The following is a 23885-nucleotide window of genomic DNA, read 5'->3' as shown; positions in this document are numbered from 1 at the left end:
CAATTAATAAATCATTCTTGTGGCTGAGAATTTGGGGATTGGGGATTGGGGATTGGGGATTGGGGATTGGGGATTGGGGATTGGGAAACGTTGATTTTGGTTCTTAATTATGGGATTTTACGGCGATAGGCTAACGCAAAAAAGTTCTGAATTATGGATGCGGAGTCATAATAAAAAACCTCATCCCTAATCCCTAATCCCTGTTTCCTGTGGTAAAAATTCTAGGCGATAGCGATAAAGGGCGACTGTTTGAGAGCCTGCTTTAAATTGACATACTCCCCGCCCTAAAAGGGCGGAGATTCTGGAGTCAAACAGCAATTGCTGGCATGGCCAGTCTAACATCACCTAACCCAATGGTTGATGCCCCAACCATTTGAATATTTCTCGCGGCGTTTTCATCACGTCCATTAATTGATTGACAAGATGGACAACGCCACTGTCTTATGGATAAATCTAGATTTTCTAAAATATGCCCACAATGAGAACAAGTTTTACTAGATGGATACCATTGATCTATATAAACAAGTTGTTTGTTTTTCTTTTTAGTTACCCATGACAATATTTGGAGAAATTCTCCAAAAGCCACGTCTGATATTTTTCTACCCCAAAGACGTTGCATACCTTTGAGGTTTAGGGTTTCAAAACATAAAACATCAAACTTGTCTGTCAATTGATCAGCTAATTTCCAGAACCAATCACGTCTACGGTTACAAACATTTTCATGTTGACGAACTAAATTCTTTCTAGCTCTTTCACGATTGTTTGACCGTTTTACCTTTTTGGAGTGGTTCTTACTAGCTTTCTTAATAGCATTCAGAGATTGCTTGAGAAATTCTGGAGAATCAATTAAAGTTCCATCAGAGCAAGTTAGAAATGTCTTCAACCCGAAATCAAACCCCGCTATTTTACCAGTCGTTGATTTAATTTCTGGTTCTAACTCATTATCAACTACAATCACCATAAATAACTCACCTAGTGCAGTGCGTTTAATGGTTAATGTTTTGATTTTGCCCTCTACCTCTCTAGATTTCCAAAATTGATAAACTCGATTGGCAATTTTAATTCTATTCCCACTTAAGAGTTTATAACCTGCTTGTTTAAGAGTGAATGATTTGTATTTTTTAACCTTTTTAAAATTCGGTGGTCTGACTCCTTTCTTATTATGTTTAAAAAATAATTGGTAGGCTTTCTCTATGCGTTGACAGATATCTTGCACTGCTTGAGAACCTATTGATTGCCAAAATTGATGCCGTTTTCTTAATTTGGCAATATGAGACTGGAGTTTTGCACAGTTTAAGTGTTTGCCCCACATGCGATAGTACCGTTTATGTAGAGCAATACAATGATTATAGATCACCCCTGCGGCGTTGATCATCCGTTTCAGGTGTCTATTCCTTTTGTGTTCGTACAGCTTAAACTTTAGTGTGATCATGGCAATATTATATCAAAGTCGCCCTAGAAGGGCGAGGCTTTAAACCCATTTCTTTGGTAACAATTTCTGGCGCTAATGGCGCAACTAAATCCACTAAGGTACTCGTAACCTTCCAAGAACCAGCCATCCAGTCAGGATAAACCAAATCCCCTGTAGCAGGTTGCACAGAAGTTAATTTTTCCCACCGAGGAAAATTTGTCAAGCGTTGAGATAATTCACCCGCTATGGCGTCTCCACTCCTGACGAGAAATAACACCACCAAGCAAAAGCTCCAAATTGCTTTCCTAGCAACGATTTGCATGATTTATTGCTAAGTATTAATTTTTTATGATTTAATACTCATTAAAGCAGAAAATATGTTGCTTTTTTTACTAAAATTAACCAATAAACAAATAAACAATATTAAGCCGAAATCAATGAGGACAAACGGATGATTAACGTTTCAATGCTACAAAAACTTCTGCAAAACTTTGTGAATGGAATACCTAATATTCAAGGTGCGGCTTTGGTCAGTCCTGATGGTTTAGCTTTAGCTTCTGTACTCCCATCAGACATGGATGAAGACCGCACTGCTGCTATGTCTGCAGCTATGTTATCATTGGGCGAACGCATCGGTAATGAATTGGTTCGTGGTACAGTTGACCGAATTGTTGTTGAAGGCGAAAAAGGCTATGGCGTTGTAGTTAGCTGTGGACAAGACGCAGTTTTATTAGTTTTAGCAAGTTCTGAACTCAAACAAGGAATATTGTTTCTAGAACTCAAACGTGCTGTTGCTCAAATTGCGCCTCTAGTGGCTTAATACCAATTCAATACCAATTCAAAAATTTTTTGCAACACATCGATAATCTGTAGGGGCGCAAGGCCTTGTGTCCCTACCCTGTGCCATTCTTTTCTCAAATTGGTATAATTATACAACAATACAGTCTTTGACCGTTGACCAAAAAGCGAGACGCAAGCCCCTGGCTTTAGACATGGGGATAAGTCGGTAGGAACTTTTAAGTTCCGTGAAACGATTGTGTGGCTTGGGCCACAGTGGTATAATTGAAGAGCTTGTGAGTAAGAACAACCATCTGCGCGTTGATTCATCCTAGTACGGAGCAATCCCGGCAACGGACATATCCAACTTGATTTGGAATAGTTAAAGGGCAAATAATGGCAGGATGTTGAGCGTACCTAACTGGCGTTGTGATGGACTCAGAAAACGAAAAAAGAAAAGTAAGCGCAATTGCAGCACTTCCGTGGTGGTTGTTATGAGCGTCTAGGGTGTCTTTGATAGCACCATTAAAAGTTCGTTTATGGACTCTTTAAGAATCCCCCGGCTTTAGACGTGGGGAGTATCAATGTCAACACTCAACGGTCAACATTATTACAGCAATTTTCATTCATTTGAACCACGCTTTTGGGGCGCAAGGCCTTGCGCCCCAAAAGCGTTGTCTATTTACCTGAAAATGGCTGTAAGATGTCTTACCGTTGATTCGCCAGTAGTATGCTTTTCTTTTTTGTAGACTGAGCAACTCTTGATTCTACGGTGAACGGTGGAATTTCTTGAAGTTCAGCCTCACTTAAGCTATACTGTTCACAAACTAAGCTAAGGCGATCGCCTGGGGTTTTGACACCATTTACAGAATGGGTTAAATCGCCCTGAAAGTAAAGTAAAGTATTCATTTGCGGCTTAATTTGTCCAAGTTGGCGTTTGTGCGATCGCAGTACCAGTTCTCCCCCCTGCATATCTGAGGGTACCCGCACATAAAGAACACTCACAACTGCAGGCGGCTCAATGGTTTTACAATAGGAACGCAAAGAGCGATCAATATGCGGATCGACACGGGAACCCTCTTTTAACAGTAAAGGATTGAGGTAAAAAGCATTACAATTTGGCTGCAAAGCTAAATCTAGATAAGGCTTGAAGTAGGGAAACTGCTGTTCTACCATTGACAGATGCGATCGCACAAACACCACAGAAAACCCTTTAGTACCGACAAAATCGCGGTTGAGATTATTAATACTAAAGTAAGGACAAGCATGGATTTCTCCCCACAAGTTATTTAAATAGTCGCTGGAAAAAGCGTTCGTTTGTTGTTGATAATATTTCACTATACTTTCTTGCAGTTTTCAACCTATAGCGATTCTCAGTTAAGTGAGGTACAAAATTGTATCACGCGGTGTAAGGGCACGGCAATGCCGTGCCCCTACGGGTGTACCTTACTAGGGCGAGAAACGCTATACAGCACTTTCCAGCAATGTGAAGTACAATATGTAAGATAGATAAATTATTATTATGAAACCATATTCCGTCGATCTGAGAGAAAAAATAGTCAATGCTTATCAGTTAGGAAATATTTCAGTTAGAAAGTTAGCTGTAAACTTTGGTGTTGGTAAAGCTTTTGTACAAAAAATGTTGAGACAGTATAAAGAGAAAGGACATGTTAATCCTGGTAAGCAAGGGACAAGAAAAAAAGCGGTATTAGCAGATTCTGCGGCTCAACTTGTTGCATTGGTAAAAAAGTATCCAGATGCAACTCTCTCTGAATATTGTGAATATTGGCTCTTAACTGAGGGGCAACTAGTGAGTTCCAGCATGATGTGTAGAGAATTGCAAAAATTAAATCTAACTCGTAAAAAAAAACGGTTCGCAGCAGTCAGGCAGCTACCGATAGAGTTCAATTGCTCAGGTGTGAATACAGAGAGAAAGTCAGAGATATAGAGCCGAAAAATCTGGTTTTTTTGGATGAAGCAGGCTTACTGCTTGGGTTAATGCGTCCAAAAGCTCGTAGTGAAAAAGGAAGTAGAGTATATGATGTAAAACCATTTTATCGAGGTAAAAAAGTCACTATTATCGGCGCAATCAGTATGGATAAAGTATTGGCTGTGATGACACTAGATGGTTCAATGGATAGTAATGCTTTTCGCGTGTTTATAGAAAAGTTGTTAGTGCCTCAATTATGGAAAGGTGCAGTTGTCATAATGGATAACCTATTTGCCCATAAGATCGATGAAATTACGCCCATAATTGAATCTGTTGGTGCCAGTGTCATCAATCTATCTTCTTATTCACCAGATTTTAATCCCATTGAACATTGGTGGTCACAGCTTAAAGCTTTTATCAAAACATTTTCTCCAAAAACTACTCAAATGGTAGATGTATTGATTGCAATTGCTTTAAATCTAATCAATCCTATGCATCTGCGAAATTGGTTTGCTAACTGCTGCTACTGTACTTCATGATTCAGGAAAGTGCTGTAATCAATAATTATTAATTCATCATTCACGTTTAATAGAAATTTTTAATCCCCAATCCCCAATCCCCAATCCCTAACTCAACGCAGAATCTGTTCAATCATTCGGTTAGCTTGCGATGCATAACCGCCCCCAAATAAATTGAAGTGATTGAGAATATGATACAAGTTATAGAGTATTTTTCTTTGTTCATAACCTGCATTTAGACGTGGTTTGCGACCTGGGGGCACGATGTGCGCTCCGACGCCTGAAAAATGCGCTAAAAAATATCGGATACCCTTAATGCTGGTGCAATTCCAGCCTTTGCTAATTACTGTGAAAGACATTTTTTTTCAAGAACATATATTAGACATCTCCAAAATAGAACCATTCTGTGCTAAAAGGGTATAAAATCATCTTTTTTACCACAAAAATATGAGTGACATGTTAAGTTATATTCAAAATAACCCTCAAGAAACACAGCGGTTAGTAGGCGTAAAGTATGACCAACTTGAGCAACTAATAAAACAGGCGATCGCCTTAGATACCGAAAAGCAACAAAACATAGAAAAAAAGAAAGTTAGAATTATAAATAAAGGTGGTGGTCGGAAGGTAAAGTTATCTAACGAAGACCAAATTCTATTAACGTTGACATATTTAAGACATATGACAACGTTTCAATTATTAGGCATACAGTTTGGAGTCAGTGAATCAACCGCCAATGATACATTTAATTACTGGCTTACAATCCTACAAGAAATCCTGCCATCAAGTTTACTTGAACAAGTAAAAAAAAACGCAAGTGATTACGAGATAGTTCAAGAAATTTTAACAGATTATGAACTAATAGTGGATAGCTGCGAACAGCCGAGAGAAAGACCAGGGGAGTATCAAGAGCAGCAGGATTATTACTCTGGAAAAAAGAAAAGTCATACATTTAAAAATCAAATTACTGTTCTACCTGATGGGAGAGATATTGTTGATATAATTGCGGGAGAGCCAGGACCTAAAAGTGACATAGCTTTATTTCGTCAAGGTCAGAAAAACTTTGAAACCCATCAAAAATTTCAAGGGGATAAAGGTTATGTCGGAGAGTCATCAATTAAAACTCTTACGAAGAAGCCGAAAAAAAGAGAATTAAGCGAATCACAAAAAAAGAAAAATAAACAAATGGCTTCCGACCGAATATTTGTCGAACATTTAATTCGGATATTAAAAATATTTAGAGTGGCGTCTGAAAGATTTAGATTAAATCCAACTAAATATGAACAAATAATTATGACGATATGTGGACTTGTAAGGTTCCGAATAGGAGCCTTAGTCTTATAAATACATGATAGGCGATTTTCACCTCATTAAAATGGACGTGCATCGATACTTATTTTTACCTTATTATCAACAGTAACTGTCTCAAAGCCTTATTTTTGCATTCAGCGTGGCTGATATTCGCAATTGGCGATGGCTACGCCCGCCGCAGGCATCGCTCCTTGAAAGCCAGTCATAGAGAGACATTGGTATTTTTCGGAGATGTCTAATCGACTTTTTGTGACCTTACATTCCACTGCAAGGTCACTAATTTTAATGGTTTGAAAGTGAAATTCGATAGCATCGGACCGAACCAACCATCATTACTTCCTTGTCTGCAAGCTTCACAGCTTTGCAGCGTGAAACCTTGATCATGGGGAATGAGCCATCAGCGGCCAGGCTGAAGACTTCGTAATTTTTGAGGGATGCCCACTCAACTGGTGTTTTGTCTACGAGTCCAGAAAAAGCGACCGTAGACATATCAGCAGCTGATGATGCGGTGGGCAAAGATGGTAAATGACGCTTCGGTTTGTCACCTTTAGCCTTGGTTTTGGGGTTGTTAAGTGATGCTTTGGTGCCATTGCTATTGAATTCCAGTGTGTCCATAAGTTGTGATTAATGGGGGTTTAGTGGGGCGATGCGCCCCATTTTTGTTTTGGGGTGAAAGGCTGTAATGCTTGCGGCTAGGAGTTTTTTATCGGCAGGATGCCTGTAAAATGCGGCTCTTCCGTACTTAGCGTGCTGAATTTATTAAATAATCAGCTTGAAACCCTTGCAGAGCTAAGATAATAGCCATTATTTTCTGTATTTTATATCATATTGCTAAAAATTAAATTATGAACGCCTGTAAGCCTTACTTTTAAAGCAAATTTATAAACTTTAATTAATAATTAAGCACGCTAAGTACGCAAGAACCAGAATTTGCGGACGAACACCATGAGCCAGATAATAGTCAAAGTGTTCGTCCGCAACAAGTGGAAGAATTTGCGGACGAACACACCCACTGGGTACAAGACTACTGGGTGAAGCGAGGAAACAAAAAACACCATTACTATAGGTATTGCTGGATGGTAGGGAGAAAGAAACATTGCATTCACATCGGCAATACTTCTTTGGCAAGTGCTAAGGAGAAAAAGCAGGAAGTTGAGTATGCGATTGCAGATGGTCAATCGCCGGATGAAATTAAAAGAATCATTAAATCCTACAATTCAAATTCAGGTAGTGATGCATAGTAATGATTTAAGCACGTAAATTGTTGTTATAATGATGAATGAAATACCAAATTGCCCCAATGTGATTGTCAATCGATTTTGAGAACGATAATGTTTTACGAACTAACCGCGAAACTCTTTGACGCAAAGTATTATTAAATCGTTCAATATAACTTGTATGACCGCTATCTTTACCAACTGAACAGTGGCGTTTGCTTGGTAAGACTTGTTCATAAGCCTCCCAGAAATCTGTGTAACAAACGGCACATTGACGATAAACGGGAGGAAGCGATGCGGAAGCCGCCGCTACGCGAACGCCACAATTGTTTTGCTGATTGACTAGAACGATCACCAATAAATACTCCAACAATTTCTCGTGTTGTGGCGTCAATTGCGAGCCAAATCCATTGTTTATTCTCTTTTGACCCCACATAAGACCACATTTCATCAATTTGGATGATTAAGCGACATGGTTTTTTTTTAGTTACTTCTACGGTTTTGGGAACTTGGTAGTATTTCTGATTTACGTAGTATTGAAGCCAACGTAATGAAACACCAGTAACACGAGCGATGTCTACGACGGGCTTCGCCTACGCCCTTAATGAAACCCGTTCAAGTAGAAGTTTATCAATCAAGGTACGTGTTGAGAGATCGATTGGTTGTCGGGTTGGGCTTTCAACAAATTGTCGCTCACAGTTGTGACATTTGAACCGTTGTTTACCATAATGAGTGTGTCCATTTTTGACGATGTTTTTTGAGTTGCATTTAGGGCAGTTCATAGTTCCTGTATTTAACGATACTTTTTTAGTATATCATTACTATGCATTACTACCTAATTTTTATCTTTTGTCGTATGAAGATTGATATAAATACATTAATAGCGTTTTTTAGTTTCGCTTTAGCCCTTTTCACGACTGGCACGGGGGCTATTCTCTGGTATGCCAATACAGAGAAAAAAAAGTACGCAGCAGAGAGAGATTTCGCCCATTTAAAACGAAACCAAGAATCTATATCTGAAGGGATTGATCATTTGTTGACCGAGTTAGATCGGCGATTAGATACCATTGAGCGGGATATTCTAGAGATCAAAAGCTGTTTGTCTCATAATCAAAAGTTATCACGGGGCGACGATTAAGCCTTGATTATGCCCGCTGGGGATTCCGTCCACATCTTAAAGTTAGGAGTTAGGAGTTAGGAGTTGGGAGTTGGGAGTTATGAGTTGGAAGCGCGGGGTTGGGAGTTTGGAGTCAGGTAAATAAACCACGCGGTAGGGGCGCAAGGACTTGCGCCCCTACGAGGATCTCTGGTTATTGCATGAAAATTGCACTAAAACTATAACTCATAACTCCTCACTCCTAACTTTAAACTGGTTTGACGACAACTACACCATAAGCATCTGGGGAAAGATACTGTTGAGCAGCTAGGATTAAATCAGTTGCATCCTGAGCTTGAATACTGGCTGGGTAGTTAAAAGCTGGTTCTAAATCTCCAATCAATGTCTGATAATAACCGTATAAACCGGCGCGATCGCTTGGTGTTTCGTTGCTAAAGATAAATTTGTTGGCGACTCGTCGCTGTACGCGAGCAATTTCTGATGTTTTGACCAACTCTGTTTGTAACATGCGGATATGTTGGGAGATCGCTTCCTCTACAGCTTGTAAGTTTTCGACTGCACACTTAGCTGAAATATAGAATGTTCCTTGTAGGCGATTGCTCATATTACTCACAGAAATCGAGGAAACCAAACCCCTCTCTTCCCGCAAATCCCTGACCAGCCTTGATGTCCGTCCATGTCCCAAAATTCCGGCTAAAACATCCAATGCATAAGTTTGATGGAGTTCAATCATCCCTGGAACCCGCCAAACCATGACCAGTCGTGCTTGCTGAAGACTTTCATCGATAAATTCCCGCCGTACAATGCTTCTAAAAGCTGATTCAGGAATAACTGTTGACTGTTGACTGTTGACTGTTGACCCTGGACTGTTTTGTGTAAATGCTTTGGCAATAATTTCGATTAATTCATCCGTAGGTAAATTTCCCACAGCTACAGCGGTAATTGATGGAGGTTGATACCAAGTATGGTGAAAATTCCGCATTTGCTGGGGTTGGAGTTGAGATATTACGGTTTCCGGTCCCAATACTGGACGACGATAAGGTAGCTGTTCATACGCTGTTTCTATCGCCCGGCGAAAAGTCCGCCGCTGGGGATTATCTTCAGAACGTCTAATTTCTTCCAGAACTACCAACCTTTCCCGTTCAAAGGCATCATCGGGAATACTAGCATTAACTACTACATCTATTTGCAGTGGCGCAAGTTCAGCAAAATCTTTAGGGGCAGCGGTTATGTAATATTGGGTATAGTCTTGACTAGTAGCAGCATTAGTTACAGCACCCCGCTCTTCAATACGACGTTCAAATTCGCCGCTAGCCAGTTGCTCAGTTCCCTTAAAAATCATATGCTCTAAAAAGTGCGCCATGCCATTAATGGCATCCGATTCTACTGCTGAACCTACTTTAATCCATAAACTGAGGTTAACAGCTTCAACAGGCATTTGCTCCGCGACGATTGTCAAACCATTGGGTAACTCATGGAGCGTTGGGGTATTGAGACGAGGAAATTTTGGTAGGGTAGAGGTCATTGGTAGTTGTGAATGGTGAAGAGCAGACAGAGAAGCTTCTAAGACCTACTCTGGGGGTACATTAATAATTGTAGGGTGCGTGACGCTTCGATAAATATTAGACATCTCCGAAAAATACCAATGTCTCTCTATGACTGGCTTTCAAGGAGCGATGCCTGCGGCGGGCGTAGCCATCGCCAATTGCGAATATCAGCCACGCTGAATGCAAAAATAAGGCTTTGAGACAGTTACTGTTGATAATAAGGTAAAAATAAGTATCGATGCACGTCCATTTTAATGAGGTGAAAATCGCCTATCATGTATTTATAAGACTAAGGCTCCTATTCGGAACCTTACAAGTCCACATATCGTCATAATTATTTGTTCATATTTAGTTGGATTTAATCTAAATCTTTCAGACGCCACTCTAAATATTTTTAATATCCGAATTAAATGTTCGACAAATATTCGGTCGGAAGCCATTTGTTTATTTTTCTTTTTTTGTGATTCGCTTAATTCTCTTTTTTTCGGCTTCTTCGTAGGAGTTTTAATTGATGACTCTCCGACATAACCTTTATCCCCTTGAAATTTTTGATGGGTTTCAAAGTTTTTCTGACCTTGACGAAATAAAGCTATGTCACTTTTAGGTCCTGGCTCTCCCGCAATTATATCAACAATATCTCTCCCATCAGGTAGAACAGTAATTTGATTTTTAAATGTATGACTTTTCTTTTTTCCAGAGTAATAATCCTGCTGCTCTTGATACTCCCCTGGTCTTTCTCTCGGCTGTTCGCAGCTATCCACTATTAGTTCATAATCTGTTAAAATTTCTTGAACTATCTCGTAATCACTTGCGTTTTTTTTTACTTGTTCAAGTAAACTTGATGGCAGGATTTCTTGTAGGATTGTAAGCCAGTAATTAAATGTATCATTGGCGGTTGATTCACTGACTCCAAACTGTATGCCTAATAATTGAAACGTTGTCATATGTCTTAAATATGTCGGCTCTTGCGTACTTAGCGTGCTAAATTGATAGGATAATGCCAAGAAAGTAAAGCTCTAATCTCAAAATTACGAAAGTTTCTAAATCCAAATCCACTTCGCTTTATTAACTTCAGTTTATTATTTATTCCTTCTACTACTCCACTGGTAGTCCTTCGTTCAAAATATCCGACTATTTCTCCAAACCACCGTTTAATTGTCTGCACACTTCTTTGATAATATGGTTCAGCTTTTTTTAACCAATTGATTAATTCTAGCGTTCCCGTTACCACATTTTTATTGTCTTCAAATAAATTGTGAAAATCTTCTTTTAATGAATGCATTCTAGCTATTAAAGGAGAAGCTTGTTTAATTCTATTTAATTTATCTTTTTGCTTTTCGGTGAGCTTATTCTCGGCTTTTAGAATTGTAAATTTATTTCCTTTTAAACTTTCAAATACTTTTTTTCTTTCCGGGGCATTTAACTCAGATGCTATTTTATTTTCTGCTATCCTAGCTCGATTTAATTCTTCATGTACTAATTTAGTAACATGGAACCTATCTACCGTTACAAGGGCGTTTGGACAAATCTTCTCAATTAAAGATTTATAATTGCCTGTCATATCAATACTTACTTCTTCTATTTGTGACAAAACTTTTTCTCCCCACATTCTCATGGTTTTTTTGATTTCAATTTGTTTTCTTTCTTTTACTAAACCTATCAATTTACCTGAATCTATATCTACTAGCACGACAATAAATTTTCCTTGTCCTTTGACCAAACTAATTTCATCTATTCCTAATCTTCTTAAATCTTTGACATCTATTGGCATCACATTTTTAGCTACATCTTCAAGCATTGATATGACTTCTTCATTAGTTAGTCCATTATTTCTGGCTCTTCCGTACTTAGCGTGCTGAATTTATTAAATAATCCGCTTGAAACCCTTGCAGAGCTAAGATAATAGCCATTATTTTCTGTATTTTATATCATATTGCTAAAAATTAAATTATGAACGCCTGTAAGCCTTACTTTTAAAGCAAATTTATAGACTTTAATTAATAATTAAGCACGCTAAGTACGCAAGAACCCTTATTGCTTTGTAGTTCTCATTTTGTTTGAATAAAGTGTCTAAGCTAGCTTGTGATTGAGTTCCCCATCCGTAGAAAAAACCTTGACGCTGAGTGAATTGAGCAGTGTTGTAAAGCTGCCGAGAAATAGTGGTAATGTCACTACAATAATCAAACCAGTCATGTCCTTCTTTGATTATGTGCTTTTCTACTTGACGCATATTTATACTGAGCGTAGTCAAAGTATTGATCAACTTTGGCAATGAAATTAGTATATCATTCAAGATCCAGTAAGATATGCTTGACTAGAAAACTTAATCAATCTGTTGGAGAATTTAAGGCTTCTACAATTTTTTCGGTTTTGCGCTTTGCCCTGATATCTTTTTCGGGTCGTAATCAACAATTACCGTACCCGTGGGCAGTTGCTCTGTTATGGTATTTTACCTGCTTTGTCATGTCGCCAAGCGGTAAGGTAGGAAATCCCCAAGGTTTTAGCATAATCAGATAATTTCATTAGGACTGTCTTTTAGACTATATCTGACTATGCTAGACTATATTTTGTTTAAAGTTTTATCATACTGCTCTATCTTATCCGCGACTCATGGTAGACATCTTGACTCTAGAGATTGGGGGCGGGAAACTGTAACTAAATTCCTCATCACCTCTTGTCATTTCTTCCGGAATGAGGAGATAATGGGATGTAGTCTCTAACAGAAAGCTACGATGGACAAATCCGGTGAAATGACAATCAGTATTGGAGACGCTGCACAACAGCTAGGTGTCTCAGTCATAACTTTAAGGAGGTGGGCAGACTCAGGAAAGATACGTTCAGAGCGTTCACCTTCAGGACAGAGAAGATTTTATCTAGCAGACATTAAACGCATTACTCCTAGAGATTTAAAGCAGTTAGATGACCGCGTAACCATAAATTACGCCAGAGTTTCAAGCCACGACCAGAAGGAAGATTTAGTGCGTCAAGTGCAGGTATTAGAAGCATTTAGTTCTGCTAATGGATGGCAGTTTGAAACCATTCAAGATTTAGGCAGTGGTTTAAACTACAACAAAAAAGGACTTCAAAAATTGCTCAAACGCATTATGCAAGGTGATGTCGGCAGATTAGTGCTGACTCACAAAGACCGATTACTAAGATTTGGCTCGGAAATTGTTTTTGCAATGTGTGCAGAGTTTGAAACTGAGGTTGTCATTATCAATAAATCCGCAGAGGAAACAACTTTTGAGCAAGAGTTGGTCACAGACATGATTGAGTTAATTACCGTGTTTTCAGCACGTCTGTATGGCTCTAGAAGCAAGAAAAATAAGAAATTGATTGATGGCATGACTCAAGTAGTAAAGGAGGTGTCATAGTGCTACTAGGTTTCAAGACTGAATTGAAACTGAATAATCAGCAACGCATTGCATTAGCAAAACATTGTGGAGTAGCACGCCATGCTTGGAACTGGGGACTTGGATTGACCAAACAAATCCTTGACCATAACAAAGATAATCCTGATTCTAAAATTAAGTTTCCTACTGCTATTGACCTACATAAGTGGTTAGTAGCATTAGTGAAATCTGAGCATGAGTGGTATTACGAATGTTCAAAAAGTACGCCACAGCAAGCATTAATGGCTTTGCGTGAGTCTTGGAAACGATGCTTCAACAAGACTGCTGGTGTTCCAAAATTTAAGAAAAAAGGTAAACGTGATTCTTTCACTCTAGAAGGTATAGTCAAAATCTTAAGCAATAACAAAATCCAAGTTCCTGTAATTGGTATTCTTAAAACCTATGAACGATTACCGCAGGTATTAACAAAGTCTTGTACAATATCTCGCCAAGCGGACAGATGGTTTATTAGTTTTAGGTTTGAGGTAGAAACGGCTGTAGGCACTTCCAACAGTGTTTTAGGCGTTGACCTCGGTGTCAAAACGTTGGCTACACTTTCAACAGGTGAAGTTATATTAGGAGCCAAATCTTATAAAAAATATGAAACTAAGTTAAGCAGAATGCAATGGTTGAATCGCCATAAAATTATTGGTTCAGCTAATTGGAAGAAGGCGCAAATACAGATTGCTAGGTTGCATAGAAAGATAGCCAACATCCGAAAAGATACGTTACACAAGCTCACGACACTACTAGCCAAGAACCACGGCACAGTAGTGATTGAAGACCTTAATGTGTCTGGAATGTTGGCTAACCACAAACTAGCGTCATCGATTGCTGATATGGGATTTTTCGAGTTTCGCCGTCAATTAACATATAAGTGCAAACTGTATGGTTCTAATTTGGTTGTAGTTGATAGATGGTTTCCTAGTTCCAAAACCTGCTCTAACTGCGGAACCAAAAAAGAAACGCTCTCGCTATCAGAAAGAGTGTTTGAGTGTGGTAACTGCGGTTTCACAATTGACCGTGATTTGAACGCTGCAATCAATTTGGTATTAGCTGTCAGTTAGACAGTATTAGCCTGTGGACTGGTTGATGCCGACATCTCCAGAATAAAGCAGGAAATAAACGAAACTCAAACTCAGTTGAATAGCTTTGATAGGTGTTGACTAGGTTTGAGTAGGATTTATGTAACGGTTGAGCGGTTTAATGCCAATTCAAAAAATCTTTGCAACACATCGATAATCTGTAGGGGCGCAAGGCCTTTCGCCCTACCCTATCTGTCCCATTCTTTTTTCAAATTGGTATAAGTTTCAGCCTCAAAGCCTCAAGTTTCAGCCTCAAAGCCTCAAGTTTCAGCCTCAAAGCCTCAAGTTTCAGCCTCAAAGCCTCAAGTTTCAGCCTCAAAAACACCCCAGCCCTAGCCCCTAAGCGCAAAGAGGGGAATAAGAGGTTTTTTAATGTGTTCTGGTGTACGCAGTTTATAACGGCTACTTATTCGAGATTTTTTTTAATTGTCAGTCCCTAAGACGATGCTAGAAATCAGATTTTTAGTTTCACAGATGTATAATCAACAGTGATATTTTTCCAGATCATAATACTAAAATCCTTGGTAGGTAAACTTTACAACCTATGTGTCACACCCTCAGAGATGAATAATATTAAACTGTTTGGTATGTCGGCGGAAAAGGGCAGATGGTTTATGATACCTCTTGGTGCAACTGTCTTACTCTGTTTGGGTACTGTTTATTCGTGGAGTATCTTTAGAAAACCTTTAGAAAAGTTGCTGAATATTGGTGCAACTGAAAGCTTATTACCATTTACAGTCCTGCTGGTACTTTTTGCCCTGTTAATGCCAATTACTGGCTTTTACATCAACCGCTTTGGTGCTAATATTGTCACCGCTGTTGGTGGTGTGGTCATGGGAATTGGTTATGTCCTTTCTGGTTTCGGTGACAATATCTATCAGCTAACTATCACTTACGGTGTAATTGCTGGTGTGGGTGTGGGGATAGCTTATGGTGTACCGTTAGCAGTTGCTGCTAAATGGTTTCCTGACAAAAAAGGTATTGCTATTGGCTTAACTGTCATTGGTTTTGGTCTGTCACCTTTTATTACAGCACCTTTAGCAAAATCACTGATTGAGACTTACGGAGTCAAACAAACATTTGTCATCTTAGGTATTGCTTTTACAGCGATTATTTTGGCAATTTCCACTGTACTCAAGACACCACCAGATGGCTGGAAGCCTGCAGGTTGGAATCCTCCTGTGTCCGTAGAGACAAATGCATCTAGCACCAGTGAACTACCAATCACACAAACCCCAGCATTTTATGGCTTATGGTTATGCTATACCATTGGCTCTTTTTCTGGACTGGCGGCGATTGGTATTGCTAGCCCTTTGGGTCAGGAAATTGTTAAACTAGATCCAACAACAGCAGCCAATACAGTTTCCTTATTTGCCGTTTTTAATGGTTTGGGGCGTCTGTTTTTTGGTTGGTTCACTGACCGTTTTACACCTAAATTTGGGGCAATTTTCGCCTTCGTCCTCGTTATCATCGCCTCGATTTTGATGTTGAAAGTTGGTGAGGGTGATGCAATTACTTATTTAGTCGCATTTTCTCTGTTTTATTTTTCTTTTGGTGGTTGGTTAGCCATTGCGCCAACGACAACTTTAATTCTGTTTCCACCAGCGGACTATGCTAAAAATTACGGCATTGTCTTCACCGCTTATGGTGCTGGTGCTTTAGGCGGGACTTTGCTAGCAGGCAGAATTAGGGATATATTCGGCAGTTACACTCTTTTCTTTTATCCCACTATGGCTTTAGCAATTTTGGGAATTGTGTTAGCTGTATTCATGCTCAAACGCAGTTTCTCTAGTGCTGTGGTTGCTGAGTAAGCAATAGGACAAATAAAAAAATACTCAACTAGTTATTGTGGGGTCGAACTGGAAGTCCGACCCCACAATATTGGATAATTAAGAAACATCCACACCGCTTTTTACCTCCACTACACAGCCTAATATTGTTGTATATCACCGAACAGTATTGCTTAAAAAAAGCATCTCTTAGACTGATATTTGTAATCAAATTTGCATTTTGTTACTGGATTTTATAGTAATTTTTAGCAAAGGGTAATAATTCATGACTTAAAGCCTTTTGCCCCGAAGGTTTTAAGAGTTTTTTATCAAAAAAAATCCTATTTTTGAGGATAAAATACTGATGGCTAGTGATTATAGTGATAATCAATTGTTGACAGATCAAGGACTAAATATTACTTCTGTCTCTTCAGGAAATACCTTTAATGACAGCGAAAACTACGGTTTAAGTCTCAATGGTCGTAGTAGCTCTCACACAACTAACAATGATTTGAAAACAAATGATGCTGATGTGCAGCAGAGCAGTAGTGATGTTAGCACTACAAGCTATAGCTCTAACTCTGGCTACGGCTTGGTGAATGCAGGAGCCGCAGTGGCTAAAGCTATTGGTCAGAATACCTTTGCTGATGTTCCTGATTTGGGTGGGAAAAATTGGGGCGCCGATATGGTAAAAGCCCCAGAAGCCTGGACAAAGGGATATACAGGAAAAGGTGTTGTCGTTGCTGTTGTGGATACTGGAGTTGACTACAACCACGAAGATTTACGGGATAATATCTGGACTAATACCAAGGAAATTGCTGATAATGGTATAGATGATGATGGTAACGGCTATATTGATGATGTCCGGGGTTGGAACTTTATTGAGAACACCAATGAAGTTTTAGATAAAAACGGTCATGGTACCCATGTTTCTGGCACTATTGCTGGGGAAAACAATGACTATGGTGTGACCGGTATTGCTTATGATTCCAAGATTATGTCGGTTAAAGTTCTCAATGATTCTGGTTCAGGCTCCTATAGTGGCATCGCTAATGGTATTTACTATGCTGTAAATAATGGTGCTAATGTAATTAACCTCAGCCTGGGTAGTAATTTTCCTAATAGCACTCTAGAATCAGCTATTGAATATGCCAGTCGCAAAGGTGTGGTTGTTGTCATGGCCGCAGGCAATAATGGTTACCCGATCACATCTTATCCCGCCACCTATGCAGATAAGTGGGGAATTGCAGTTGGGGCTGTAGATCGCAATAATAATATGGCTGATTTCTCTAATGAACCAGGAATCAGTCAACTTGCTTATGTCACAGCTCCAGGGGTAGATATCTACTCCTCAGTGCCAGGTAATAAGTATGCCTACTATAAGGGTACGTCTATGGCGACTCCCCACGTTGCCGGGGTAGTTGCTCTAATGCTTAGTGCTAACCGTAACCTGACTGATGCTCAAGTGCGTCAGATCATCACCCAGACTGCAGGAAATAGTACATCAAATCTCAACTCTGGCTTCAACTTCAACAATAATTCCCTAGTGGGTCAATTAGTTGCACAGATGCCAAACAATATTACACAAATACCAACCTCTAATTTCAACCTCAGTTCTATAACCGAGAGGAATACTGCAACTTTAGATTTGGACAGTATTAGTATCTCTAAATTGCAAAATAATGACCTATTTTCGGAGTTCACAACCTTAGACACAAGGCACTACGATAGCACTCTTAACAACAAATAGACATCTCCGAAAAATGCTAATACCCTTCTATGACTGGCTTTTAACAGGCGATGCCTGCGGCGGGCGTAGCCATCGCCAATGGTAAATATCAGCAACTCTCAACGCCAAAATAAGGGTTTGAGACAGTTTGTGTTGATAATCAGGTATAACTGAGTATTTATAAACGCCTATTTTCATGAAAGAAAAATCGTCCCATTTTATATTTATAAAACCAAGGCTCCTATTCGCAATCTTACAAGCCCACATATTGTCATAATTATTTGTTCGTATTTACTTGTATTTAATCTGAATCTTTCAGATGCCACTCTAAATATCTTAATTACACGAATCAAATGTTCAACAAATATTCGTTCAGATGCAATTACTTTATTTTTCTCTTTTTCTGACCGAGTTAATTCTCCTTTTTTTGGCTTTTTTGTCGGAGTTTTAATCGATGCTTCTCCTTCATAACCTTTATCTCCTTTAAACTTTTGATGAGGATTAAATGCATTCTGCCCTGAGCGAAACAAATTTATATCACTTTTTGGTCCTGGTTCTCCCGCGATTACATCAACAATATCTTTGCCATCTGGTAAAACAGTAATTTGGTTTTTAAAGGTATGGTGCTTTTTCTTGCCTGAGTAATACTTGGACTGCTCTTTATAGTCGCCTGGTCGCTCTCTAGCCTGTTCCGAAGTATCTACTATTAGTTCATAGTCGGTTAGGATTTCTTGCACTACCTCGTAATCACTGATGTTTTTTTTTACCTGTTGAAGTAAACTTGATGGCAGGATTTGTTGTAGGATTGGGAACCAGTAGTTAAATGTATCGTTTGCGGTTGATTCACTCACTCCAAACTGGATACCTAACAATTGAAATGTTGTTAAATGTCGTAAATATATCAAAGTTAAAAGAATTTGCTCTTCTGTTGATAGCTTTACCTTACGACCGCCCCCTTTATTTATGATTCTAACTTTCTTCGCTTCGATGTCCTGTTGCTTTTGGGTATGTAAGGCTATCGCCTGGTTTATTAGTTGTTCTAGTTGCTCATACTTTAGACCAACTAATCGCTGGGTTTCCTGGGAGTTATTTTTAATGTAACCTAATACGTCACTCATGTTCTTGTGGTAAAAAACTTAATTGTATACCCTTCTACCACAGAATGTTTCTATTTTGGAGATATCTAATGGATTGCTATCAATGAAGGTGATAGTGCTGAAATGTTTGTTCCTAGGGTGCGTTCTACCAATTTGAAAAAAGAATGGGACAGATAGGGTAGGGGCGCAATACTGCGTAGGTTTTGGAATTTCTTGGTTGAGGTACGGGGAGCAGGGGGGTATTTTGGCTTCCCCTGCAAATCCTACGCAGTATCGGGTAGGGGCGCAAGCAATACTGCTCGGTTAACCCCAAAAACCTTAACCCACGTAGGTTGGGTTGAGGAACGTAGCTTGCTTGCCGTAGGCTAACCCAACATTTGGGGGGCTTTGTTGGGTTTGCGGTGAGCCTCAACCCAACCTACGATTTTCCAAAACCTACGCAGTATTGGGGGCGCAAGGCCTTGCGCCCCTACAGATTATCGATGTGTTGCAAAGATTTTTTGAATTGGTATTAGTTCTGGGCGGGGTTTCGGGTAAAACCTACGCAGTATTGATATCTGTAGGGTGAGCATTTCCCACCCTACCTCAAGGGCTACGTGAAGTGCTGGGAGTAGCTTACCGCAAAGAAAATGCTTCGCTAAATCGCTTTGTCACAGGCTCAATGATAAATGTCAAAATTGACTTTTTCCGAGTGACAATTTCACCACTGGCGGCCATCCCAGGAGTAAATGTGACTGCTTGACCTCGGACGATCACGGAATGTTTACTCAGCTTAATTCTGGTAGGGAAAACTAAGCCTAATTCTTTGTCGGCAATTGCATTCGGACTGATTTGGACGACTGTACCATCAATAGTACCAAATTCCTGGAAGGGGAAAGTCGCCATTTTTACTTTTGCGTTCATCCCTCGGCGAATAAATCCGATGTCGCGGTTGAGGACTTTAACTTCGAGTAGCATTTCTTCGCCTTCTGGCAAAATTGACAGTAGTTCTTCACCTGCTTGTACTGGTCCTTTGGTGGCTTTAATTTTGTAAATTGTCCCGGAAACGGGAGCCTTGATTGTTTCTCCTGCTTGTTGCTTTCTCGCTTGCTCTAATTGACCAGCAACGTTGGCTAGTTCTTCATTGCGCTTGTTCCTCTGGGTCAAAATTTCACTTTGGCGTTCTGAAGCCAGACGCTGCGCTTGATTGCGAGCGCCTTGATAGGCTTGTTCGCCTTGGTGAATTTCTTGCACTTGAGCTGCAATATCTTTTTCTAAAGATGTTACTTTATCTTCGGCTTCTGTGATTCTATTTTGGGCATTGGTAACTTCATCTTGTGCCCTGGTAATTTCTGTTTTGGCACGATTTAATCTTTCTTGTGCTTCCAAGTAATCAACTCTGGGTACAGCACCAGGAGTAATGAGGGAGCGTAGCCCTTGTTCTCTTTGTTGAGCGATCGCCAGGTTGCTTTCTATTTTAGTGCGGATGCTTTGGGCGTTGACTAGGTTGGTTTTGGCGTTGACTAGGCTAGTTTTGGCGTTGACTAGGTTTTCTTGTAAGCGATTTAACCGCACTTTGGCCTGAGCAATTAACGCCTGTTGGCGATTGGCTTCGGCTTCAGCACCTGCTTGACGCGCTTTGTAGTCTGATAGACGCGAGTTTAACAATTCATTTTGTAGTTTTGTGCCGGTAGCTTTAGCTCCGATACGTTCTGCATCCAACCGTTCCAAGTCTTCCTGAATCAACTTCTTAGCGTTAGCCAGACGGACAACATCGCTTGTTTGTAAGTCAGGATCTCGTTGAATCAATACTTGGTCTTTGGTAACGCGATCGCCTTCTTTTACCTTAACAGTCACAATTGTGCCATTACCCAAGGATGTCACAGGTCGCACTTGTGTAGAAGCAATTAATTCCCCTTGCGCTGTCGCGACTTCATCGATTTGGGAAAAATGCGCCCAGGCGATCGCCCCAAATACTACTATGCTCATTGTTCCCGCTAATAATCTGGTGTAAAGCGGTGGTAATTCTTGTACCGCCTTACCCAATTCATAGGATAGTTGTTCGTCTGGTTTAGCAAATGTCTGTTTTGTTTGACGTGCTTGAGCAGCATTTGCTGCTAGGGAATATTTCATATATTGTCCTTTGTCCTTTGTCCTTTGTCATTTGTCATTTGTCCTTTGTCCTTTGTCATTTGTCATTTGTCATTTGTCATTTGTCATTTGTCGTTTGTCAGTTGTTTAATCATCAATGACCAATGACCCTTGACCCTTGACCCTTGACCAATGACCAATGACTAATGACCAATGACTAATGACCAATGACTAATGACCAATGACTAATGACCCTTGACCAATGACCCTTGACCAATGACTAATGACTAAAAATTCGATAGTAATGCAGATGGACGTAAAATAGTGAAATTTAACCCAGTAGCAGTCAAATATCCCTCTACGGCTCGTTTAGCCTTAAATGCGGGAGCATCTTCATAGGAATACGCGGGATGCGGGAAACTCAGCGTCTTCAGACCGCTCGTGGTCAGCGGCACGAGCGACTTCAGTCGCAGTGGTATTTGTGTTAAAATTAGATTGTGAGTAAGAACAAAAAACATCTACGTGTTGAAGCATCCTAGTATCGGAGAAATCCCGGCTCCTATGAAACAACGGTTAGGTTTAAGTCCTGGCGCAGTATGACAGGAAAGAGCAAATAAAGGCTTGTTGCGGAGCGTACCGCGTCTTGGCTTAGTGATGGATTCACCAAAGCATTGGAAAAAATAAAAGTAGCTAGAAACCTAAGCTTGACTTAGAGTGACTAGGTAGACGGCGTTTGACGGTCGTAGCGAGAGTTTTACTCTGTCTGTAGAATCTCAGTGTCTTTAGACCTGAGAGTGTCAAATCCTCTGTCTGCTTTCAGTAAGCAATTGATAGCCTGATCTCAAATCTCGACTTCGACAATCACTGGCGTATGATCGCTGGGTTGGGTCAATTTTCTGGGTTCAACATCAATAATGCAGCTTGTAGCACGCTCATACAGCCCAGGTGTGAGATAGTGATGGTCAATCCGCCAACCTAAGTTGCGACGAAAGGCGGCTGTGCGATAGTCCCACCAGCTGTAGTGTCCGCCAACTGTAGTAAATTTGCGAAAGGCATCAGCAAATCCCAAGGACAATATATCTCGTAAGGCTTGGCGCTCTGCTGCCGATGCCATAATGTGGTTGTCAGTCTTTACTTGATCGTGAATATCCTTGGCTTCGAGTGCGATATTAAAGTCGCCACACACGCAGATACTTGCTTGTGATTTCAGGAGTAATTGCAAATACTCCTGCAGCACTTTCAACCAGCCTAACTTGTATTCGTATTTCTCGCTGCCTACAGCTGAACCATTGGGAACATAAAGGTTGACAATCCGAATGCCATCGATTACACCAGTAATCACACGCTTTTGTGTATCCCATTCCGGTTCGAGATTGGGCAAAATAGCTGTGAAACCAGTGGTGACATCTGAAAGGGGTTGGCGACTGATTAAGGCGACGCCATTGTAAGCTTTCTGTCCAGAAATATAAAGTTGATAGCCCAATTCTTCAAAAGGCGATCGCGGAAAGTCGGCGTCTATAACTTTTGTTTCTTGTAAGCACAGGACATCAACAGGATTTTGACTTAACCAAGCAATCACCTGTTCTAGGCGTGTACGAATTGAGTTGACATTCCAAGTAGCAATTTTCATTAGTCAGTTCAGGCAACTCCAAAACCTAAATTATCCCACTTGAGGTTGACCGTTTACCGTTGACTGTCAACTGTTAAGCTGTGGCACATCTTGCTTGAAAATAGGGACTGGGGACTGGGGACACTTCGGCAAGCTCAGTGCATCGCTGGGGACTGGGGACTGTCCAAGAGAAATTCATGTTTGGTTGTGGAATTTTCCCGTGATTGACTGACTTGAAAATAAGACCGTACCCAATACTGCTCGGTTAACAAATGTAGAGACGTTACATGTAACGTCAAGACAAGGGTTTCACGCTTTGCGATTTTCAAAACCTACGCAGTATTGAGACCGTACCACGCCAGTTTGCACAACCTAGGAAAAGCAAGCCACTGGCTCCCTAACCCCTAAGCGCAAGTGAGGCGGGGAAGCGTTAGGTTTTTTCATGTGTCCTAGTGTATGCACTTTATCAAACATAAACAAATATGAAATTATCAAATTTTCATGATTGAAATTTTCATGATTATTTAATTTTTATAAATTTTCCATATTTGGCGTTATTTCCCCTAAATGAATCCTTCATAATATTCCTGATATCCCATTATTTAGTGTTTACAGATACAAAATATACAAATTTGTCAGATATACTAGAAAATATCATAATTGCTAATGATCCCCAAGATAGATGAAAATAGTAAGCAATAGGTTGTACATTAGAAATGTAGTTAAAAAATCGTGTCTACGAATAGACTGAAGTCTGGCGATGGTGTTTTGACAGTAAAGAGGCAATAGCACCGATAATTTCAGGATTACTGGAACTAAATCGCCAAATCACCCAAATATTTGTAGAAAACAACGTCAGCTTTACCCAAATGGCTAATTGATTGTTAAAAACAGAGCTACAAACAAATTATTTCAGACCGGATCAACTTAAATGAGTGCATTTATGTTGCCCTCATTGAATTTTAATCAATAATTTTTTTTGACCGTTTTAAACAACAACTCTTTTCAGGGAGGACATTGGATATGAGTATGAGAGCCAACAATTGCCCATGTTGTGGCGGTTCCCTCCTGCGTCACGTTCGTCATAGCGAACTTTATTGGTTTTGTCTATCCTGTCGCCAGGAAGTACCTCTGTTAACTATGACTCGATTGTCAAATCTAGAAACTCGTAATACAGGATTGACTCCCCAGCCTGCAGTTAATACCTAGTACCCCTACGCGGAATTTGGAATGACGCTCCTGCGCCGTTAACGCTCACAGGGATTAGTGCAAGTGAATTAATCGAAGAATGGGGACGGCGAATTAGTTC

At 40.0% G+C, this 23885-nt stretch carries 22 protein-coding genes and 4 pseudogenes; 12 read left to right on the top strand and 14 right to left on the bottom strand.

Going from position 1 to position 23885, the window contains the following annotated elements; translation table 11 throughout:
* Positions 1-307: 307 nt before the first annotated feature.
* Positions 308-1432, bottom strand: coding sequence for a transposase (locus tag HEQ19_19870; GenBank protein WYM01416.1), 1125 nt, complete (start codon positions 1430-1432; stop codon positions 308-310).
* A gap of 55 nt (positions 1433-1487) precedes the next feature.
* Positions 1488-1733, bottom strand: a pseudogene (locus HEQ19_19865) (DUF6816 family protein).
* 129 nt (positions 1734-1862) lie between these two features.
* Here HEQ19_19865 and HEQ19_19860 point away from each other — a divergent pair.
* Positions 1863-2231, top strand: a complete 369-nt coding sequence (locus HEQ19_19860; protein ID WYM01415.1) for a roadblock/LC7 domain-containing protein — start codon at positions 1863-1865, stop codon at positions 2229-2231.
* Positions 2232-2896: 665 nt separating this feature from the next.
* Here HEQ19_19860 and HEQ19_19855 read toward each other — a convergent pair.
* The gene (locus tag HEQ19_19855) at positions 2897-3526 is read right to left on the bottom strand and encodes a 2OG-Fe(II) oxygenase (GenBank protein ID WYM01414.1); all 630 of its coding nucleotides are present in this window, start codon (positions 3524-3526) and stop codon (positions 2897-2899) included.
* A 184-nt stretch (positions 3527-3710) separates the two neighbouring features.
* On the opposite strand from HEQ19_19855, the gene HEQ19_19850 reads away from it, so the two are divergent.
* Positions 3711-4136, top strand: a complete 426-nt coding sequence (locus HEQ19_19850; protein ID WYM01413.1) for a transposase — start codon at positions 3711-3713, stop codon at positions 4134-4136.
* Positions 4097-4657: an IS630 family transposase gene (locus HEQ19_19845; GenBank protein ID WYM01412.1), complete on the top strand. Its 561-nt coding sequence runs from the start codon at positions 4097-4099 to the stop codon at positions 4655-4657. Before HEQ19_19850 ends, HEQ19_19845 begins: the two co-directional genes overlap by 40 nt.
* A 92-nt stretch (positions 4658-4749) precedes the next feature.
* Here the strand turns inward: HEQ19_19845 and HEQ19_19840 are convergent.
* A pseudogene (locus tag HEQ19_19840) lies at positions 4750-4875 on the bottom strand (fructosamine kinase family protein).
* Between the two features lie 208 nt (positions 4876-5083).
* On the opposite strand from HEQ19_19840, the gene HEQ19_19835 reads away from it, so the two are divergent.
* Positions 5084-5977, top strand: a complete 894-nt coding sequence (locus HEQ19_19835) for a transposase family protein (GenBank protein ID WYM01411.1) — start codon at positions 5084-5086, stop codon at positions 5975-5977.
* A gap of 249 nt (positions 5978-6226) precedes the next feature.
* Here HEQ19_19835 and HEQ19_19830 read toward each other — a convergent pair whose 3' ends face one another.
* Positions 6227-6559 carry a hypothetical protein gene (locus tag HEQ19_19830; protein ID WYM01410.1) on the bottom strand — a complete coding sequence of 111 codons (333 nt, stop codon included), beginning with the start codon at positions 6557-6559 and terminating at the stop codon, positions 6227-6229.
* A gap of 368 nt (positions 6560-6927) precedes the next feature.
* Between HEQ19_19830 and HEQ19_19825 the strand changes: the two genes are divergently transcribed.
* The gene (locus HEQ19_19825; GenBank protein ID WYM01409.1) at positions 6928-7185 is read left to right on the top strand and encodes a hypothetical protein; all 258 of its coding nucleotides are present in this window, start codon (positions 6928-6930) and stop codon (positions 7183-7185) included.
* 7 nt (positions 7186-7192) lie between these two features.
* On the opposite strand, the pseudogene HEQ19_19820 reads toward HEQ19_19825, so the two are convergent.
* Positions 7193-7943 (bottom strand): annotated as a pseudogene (locus HEQ19_19820) (IS1 family transposase).
* A 74-nt stretch (positions 7944-8017) separates the two neighbouring features.
* Here HEQ19_19820 and HEQ19_19815 point away from each other — a divergent pair.
* The gene (locus HEQ19_19815; GenBank protein WYM01408.1) at positions 8018-8299 is read left to right on the top strand and encodes a hypothetical protein; all 282 of its coding nucleotides are present in this window, start codon (positions 8018-8020) and stop codon (positions 8297-8299) included.
* 226 nt (positions 8300-8525) lie between these two features.
* Here HEQ19_19815 and HEQ19_19810 read toward each other — a convergent pair whose 3' ends face one another.
* From HEQ19_19810 to HEQ19_19795, 4 genes are all read right to left on the bottom strand, one after another.
* Positions 8526-9803 (bottom strand): pitrilysin family protein, encoded by a 1278-nt coding sequence (locus tag HEQ19_19810; protein WYM01407.1) that lies wholly within the window; start codon positions 9801-9803, stop codon positions 8526-8528.
* A 303-nt stretch (positions 9804-10106) separates the two neighbouring features.
* Positions 10107-10829, bottom strand: coding sequence for a transposase family protein (locus HEQ19_19805; GenBank protein ID WYM01406.2), 723 nt, complete (start codon positions 10827-10829; stop codon positions 10107-10109).
* A complete protein-coding gene (locus HEQ19_19800; protein WZI66966.1) occupies positions 10799-11623 on the bottom strand; it encodes an ISL3 family transposase in 825 nt (274 codons plus the stop codon). Before HEQ19_19800 ends, HEQ19_19805 begins: the two co-directional genes overlap by 31 nt.
* Positions 11624-11818: 195 nt before the next feature.
* The gene (locus HEQ19_19795) at positions 11819-12055 is read right to left on the bottom strand and encodes a hypothetical protein (GenBank protein ID WZI66965.1); all 237 of its coding nucleotides are present in this window, start codon (positions 12053-12055) and stop codon (positions 11819-11821) included.
* A gap of 502 nt (positions 12056-12557) precedes the next feature.
* Here HEQ19_19795 and HEQ19_19785 point away from each other — a divergent pair.
* The 4 genes from HEQ19_19785 to HEQ19_19770 all read left to right on the top strand — a co-directional run bounded on the left by HEQ19_19785 (position 12558) and on the right by HEQ19_19770 (position 17821).
* Positions 12558-13199 carry an IS607 family transposase gene (locus HEQ19_19785; GenBank protein WYM01404.1) on the top strand — a complete coding sequence of 214 codons (642 nt, stop codon included), beginning with the start codon at positions 12558-12560 and terminating at the stop codon, positions 13197-13199.
* Positions 13199-14284, top strand: a complete 1086-nt coding sequence (locus HEQ19_19780) for an RNA-guided endonuclease TnpB family protein (protein WYM01403.1) — start codon at positions 13199-13201, stop codon at positions 14282-14284. The genes HEQ19_19785 and HEQ19_19780 overlap by 1 nt, the downstream gene beginning before the upstream one ends.
* 581 nt (positions 14285-14865) lie before the next feature.
* Positions 14866-16113, top strand: a complete 1248-nt coding sequence (locus tag HEQ19_19775; GenBank protein ID WYM01402.1) for an OFA family MFS transporter — start codon at positions 14866-14868, stop codon at positions 16111-16113.
* A gap of 322 nt (positions 16114-16435) precedes the next feature.
* The gene (locus HEQ19_19770) at positions 16436-17821 is read left to right on the top strand and encodes a S8 family peptidase (GenBank protein WYM01401.1); all 1386 of its coding nucleotides are present in this window, start codon (positions 16436-16438) and stop codon (positions 17819-17821) included.
* Positions 17822-18024: 203 nt separating this feature from the next.
* On the opposite strand, the gene HEQ19_19765 is transcribed toward HEQ19_19770, so the two are convergent.
* Positions 18025-18918: a transposase family protein gene (locus HEQ19_19765; GenBank protein ID WYM01400.1), complete on the bottom strand. Its 894-nt coding sequence runs from the start codon at positions 18916-18918 to the stop codon at positions 18025-18027.
* A gap of 594 nt (positions 18919-19512) precedes the next feature.
* Positions 19513-21009: an HlyD family efflux transporter periplasmic adaptor subunit gene (locus HEQ19_19760; protein WYM01399.1), complete on the bottom strand. Its 1497-nt coding sequence runs from the start codon at positions 21007-21009 to the stop codon at positions 19513-19515.
* A 3-nt stretch (positions 21010-21012) separates the two neighbouring features.
* Between HEQ19_19760 and HEQ19_31195 the strand changes: the two genes are divergently transcribed.
* Positions 21013-21135, top strand: a complete 123-nt coding sequence (locus HEQ19_31195; protein ID WZI66964.1) for a hypothetical protein — start codon at positions 21013-21015, stop codon at positions 21133-21135.
* Between the two features lie 125 nt (positions 21136-21260).
* On the opposite strand, the pseudogene HEQ19_19755 reads toward HEQ19_31195, so the two are convergent.
* Both HEQ19_19755 and xth read right to left on the bottom strand, forming a co-directional pair.
* Positions 21261-21365, bottom strand: a pseudogene (locus HEQ19_19755) (SDR family NAD(P)-dependent oxidoreductase).
* 443 nt (positions 21366-21808) lie between these two features.
* A complete protein-coding gene (gene xth, locus HEQ19_19750) occupies positions 21809-22597 on the bottom strand; it encodes an exodeoxyribonuclease III (protein WYM01398.1) in 789 nt (262 codons plus the stop codon).
* A gap of 1002 nt (positions 22598-23599) precedes the next feature.
* On the opposite strand from xth, the gene HEQ19_31190 reads away from it, so the two are divergent.
* Positions 23600-23785, top strand: a complete 186-nt coding sequence (locus HEQ19_31190; GenBank protein ID WZI66963.1) for a hypothetical protein — start codon at positions 23600-23602, stop codon at positions 23783-23785.
* The last annotated feature ends 100 nt before the right edge of the window (positions 23786-23885 follow it).

Origin of the sequence: Gloeotrichia echinulata CP02 (genome assembly GCA_038087035.1) — a bacterium.
GTDB lineage: Bacteria > Cyanobacteriota > Cyanobacteriia > Cyanobacteriales > Nostocaceae > Gloeotrichia > Gloeotrichia echinulata.
The sequence above is the reverse complement of the archived record's forward strand: the minus strand, read 5'-3'. Positions and strand labels throughout refer to the sequence as shown.

Bases quoted from the DNA above. Each gene is read 5' to 3' on its own strand.
- HEQ19_19870 (WYM01416.1), bottom strand. From the start codon at position 1,432: ATGATCACACTAAAGTTTAAGCTGTACGAACACAAAAGGAATAGACAC.
- HEQ19_19860 (WYM01415.1), top strand. From the start codon at position 1,863: ATGATTAACGTTTCAATGCTACAAAAACTTCTGCAAAACTTTGTGAAT.
- HEQ19_19785 (WYM01404.1), top strand. From the start codon at position 12,558: ATGGACAAATCCGGTGAAATGACAATCAGTATTGGAGACGCTGCACAA.
- HEQ19_31190 (WZI66963.1), top strand. From the start codon at position 23,600: ATGAGTATGAGAGCCAACAATTGCCCATGTTGTGGCGGTTCCCTCCTG.
- HEQ19_19765 (WYM01400.1), bottom strand. From the start codon at position 18,918: ATGAGTGACGTATTAGGTTACATTAAAAATAACTCCCAGGAAACCCAG.
- HEQ19_19830 (WYM01410.1), bottom strand. From the start codon at position 6,559: ATGGACACACTGGAATTCAATAGCAATGGCACCAAAGCATCACTTAAC.
- HEQ19_19775 (WYM01402.1), top strand. From the start codon at position 14,866: ATGAATAATATTAAACTGTTTGGTATGTCGGCGGAAAAGGGCAGATGG.
- HEQ19_19795 (WZI66965.1), bottom strand. From the start codon at position 12,055: ATGCGTCAAGTAGAAAAGCACATAATCAAAGAAGGACATGACTGGTTT.
- xth (WYM01398.1), bottom strand. From the start codon at position 22,597: ATGAAAATTGCTACTTGGAATGTCAACTCAATTCGTACACGCCTAGAA.
- HEQ19_19810 (WYM01407.1), bottom strand. From the start codon at position 9,803: ATGACCTCTACCCTACCAAAATTTCCTCGTCTCAATACCCCAACGCTC.
- HEQ19_19760 (WYM01399.1), bottom strand. From the start codon at position 21,009: ATGAAATATTCCCTAGCAGCAAATGCTGCTCAAGCACGTCAAACAAAA.
- HEQ19_19850 (WYM01413.1), top strand. From the start codon at position 3,711: ATGAAACCATATTCCGTCGATCTGAGAGAAAAAATAGTCAATGCTTAT.
- HEQ19_19835 (WYM01411.1), top strand. From the start codon at position 5,084: ATGAGTGACATGTTAAGTTATATTCAAAATAACCCTCAAGAAACACAG.
- HEQ19_19800 (WZI66966.1), bottom strand. From the start codon at position 11,623: ATGCTTGAAGATGTAGCTAAAAATGTGATGCCAATAGATGTCAAAGAT.
- HEQ19_19815 (WYM01408.1), top strand. From the start codon at position 8,018: ATGAAGATTGATATAAATACATTAATAGCGTTTTTTAGTTTCGCTTTA.
- HEQ19_19770 (WYM01401.1), top strand. From the start codon at position 16,436: ATGGCTAGTGATTATAGTGATAATCAATTGTTGACAGATCAAGGACTA.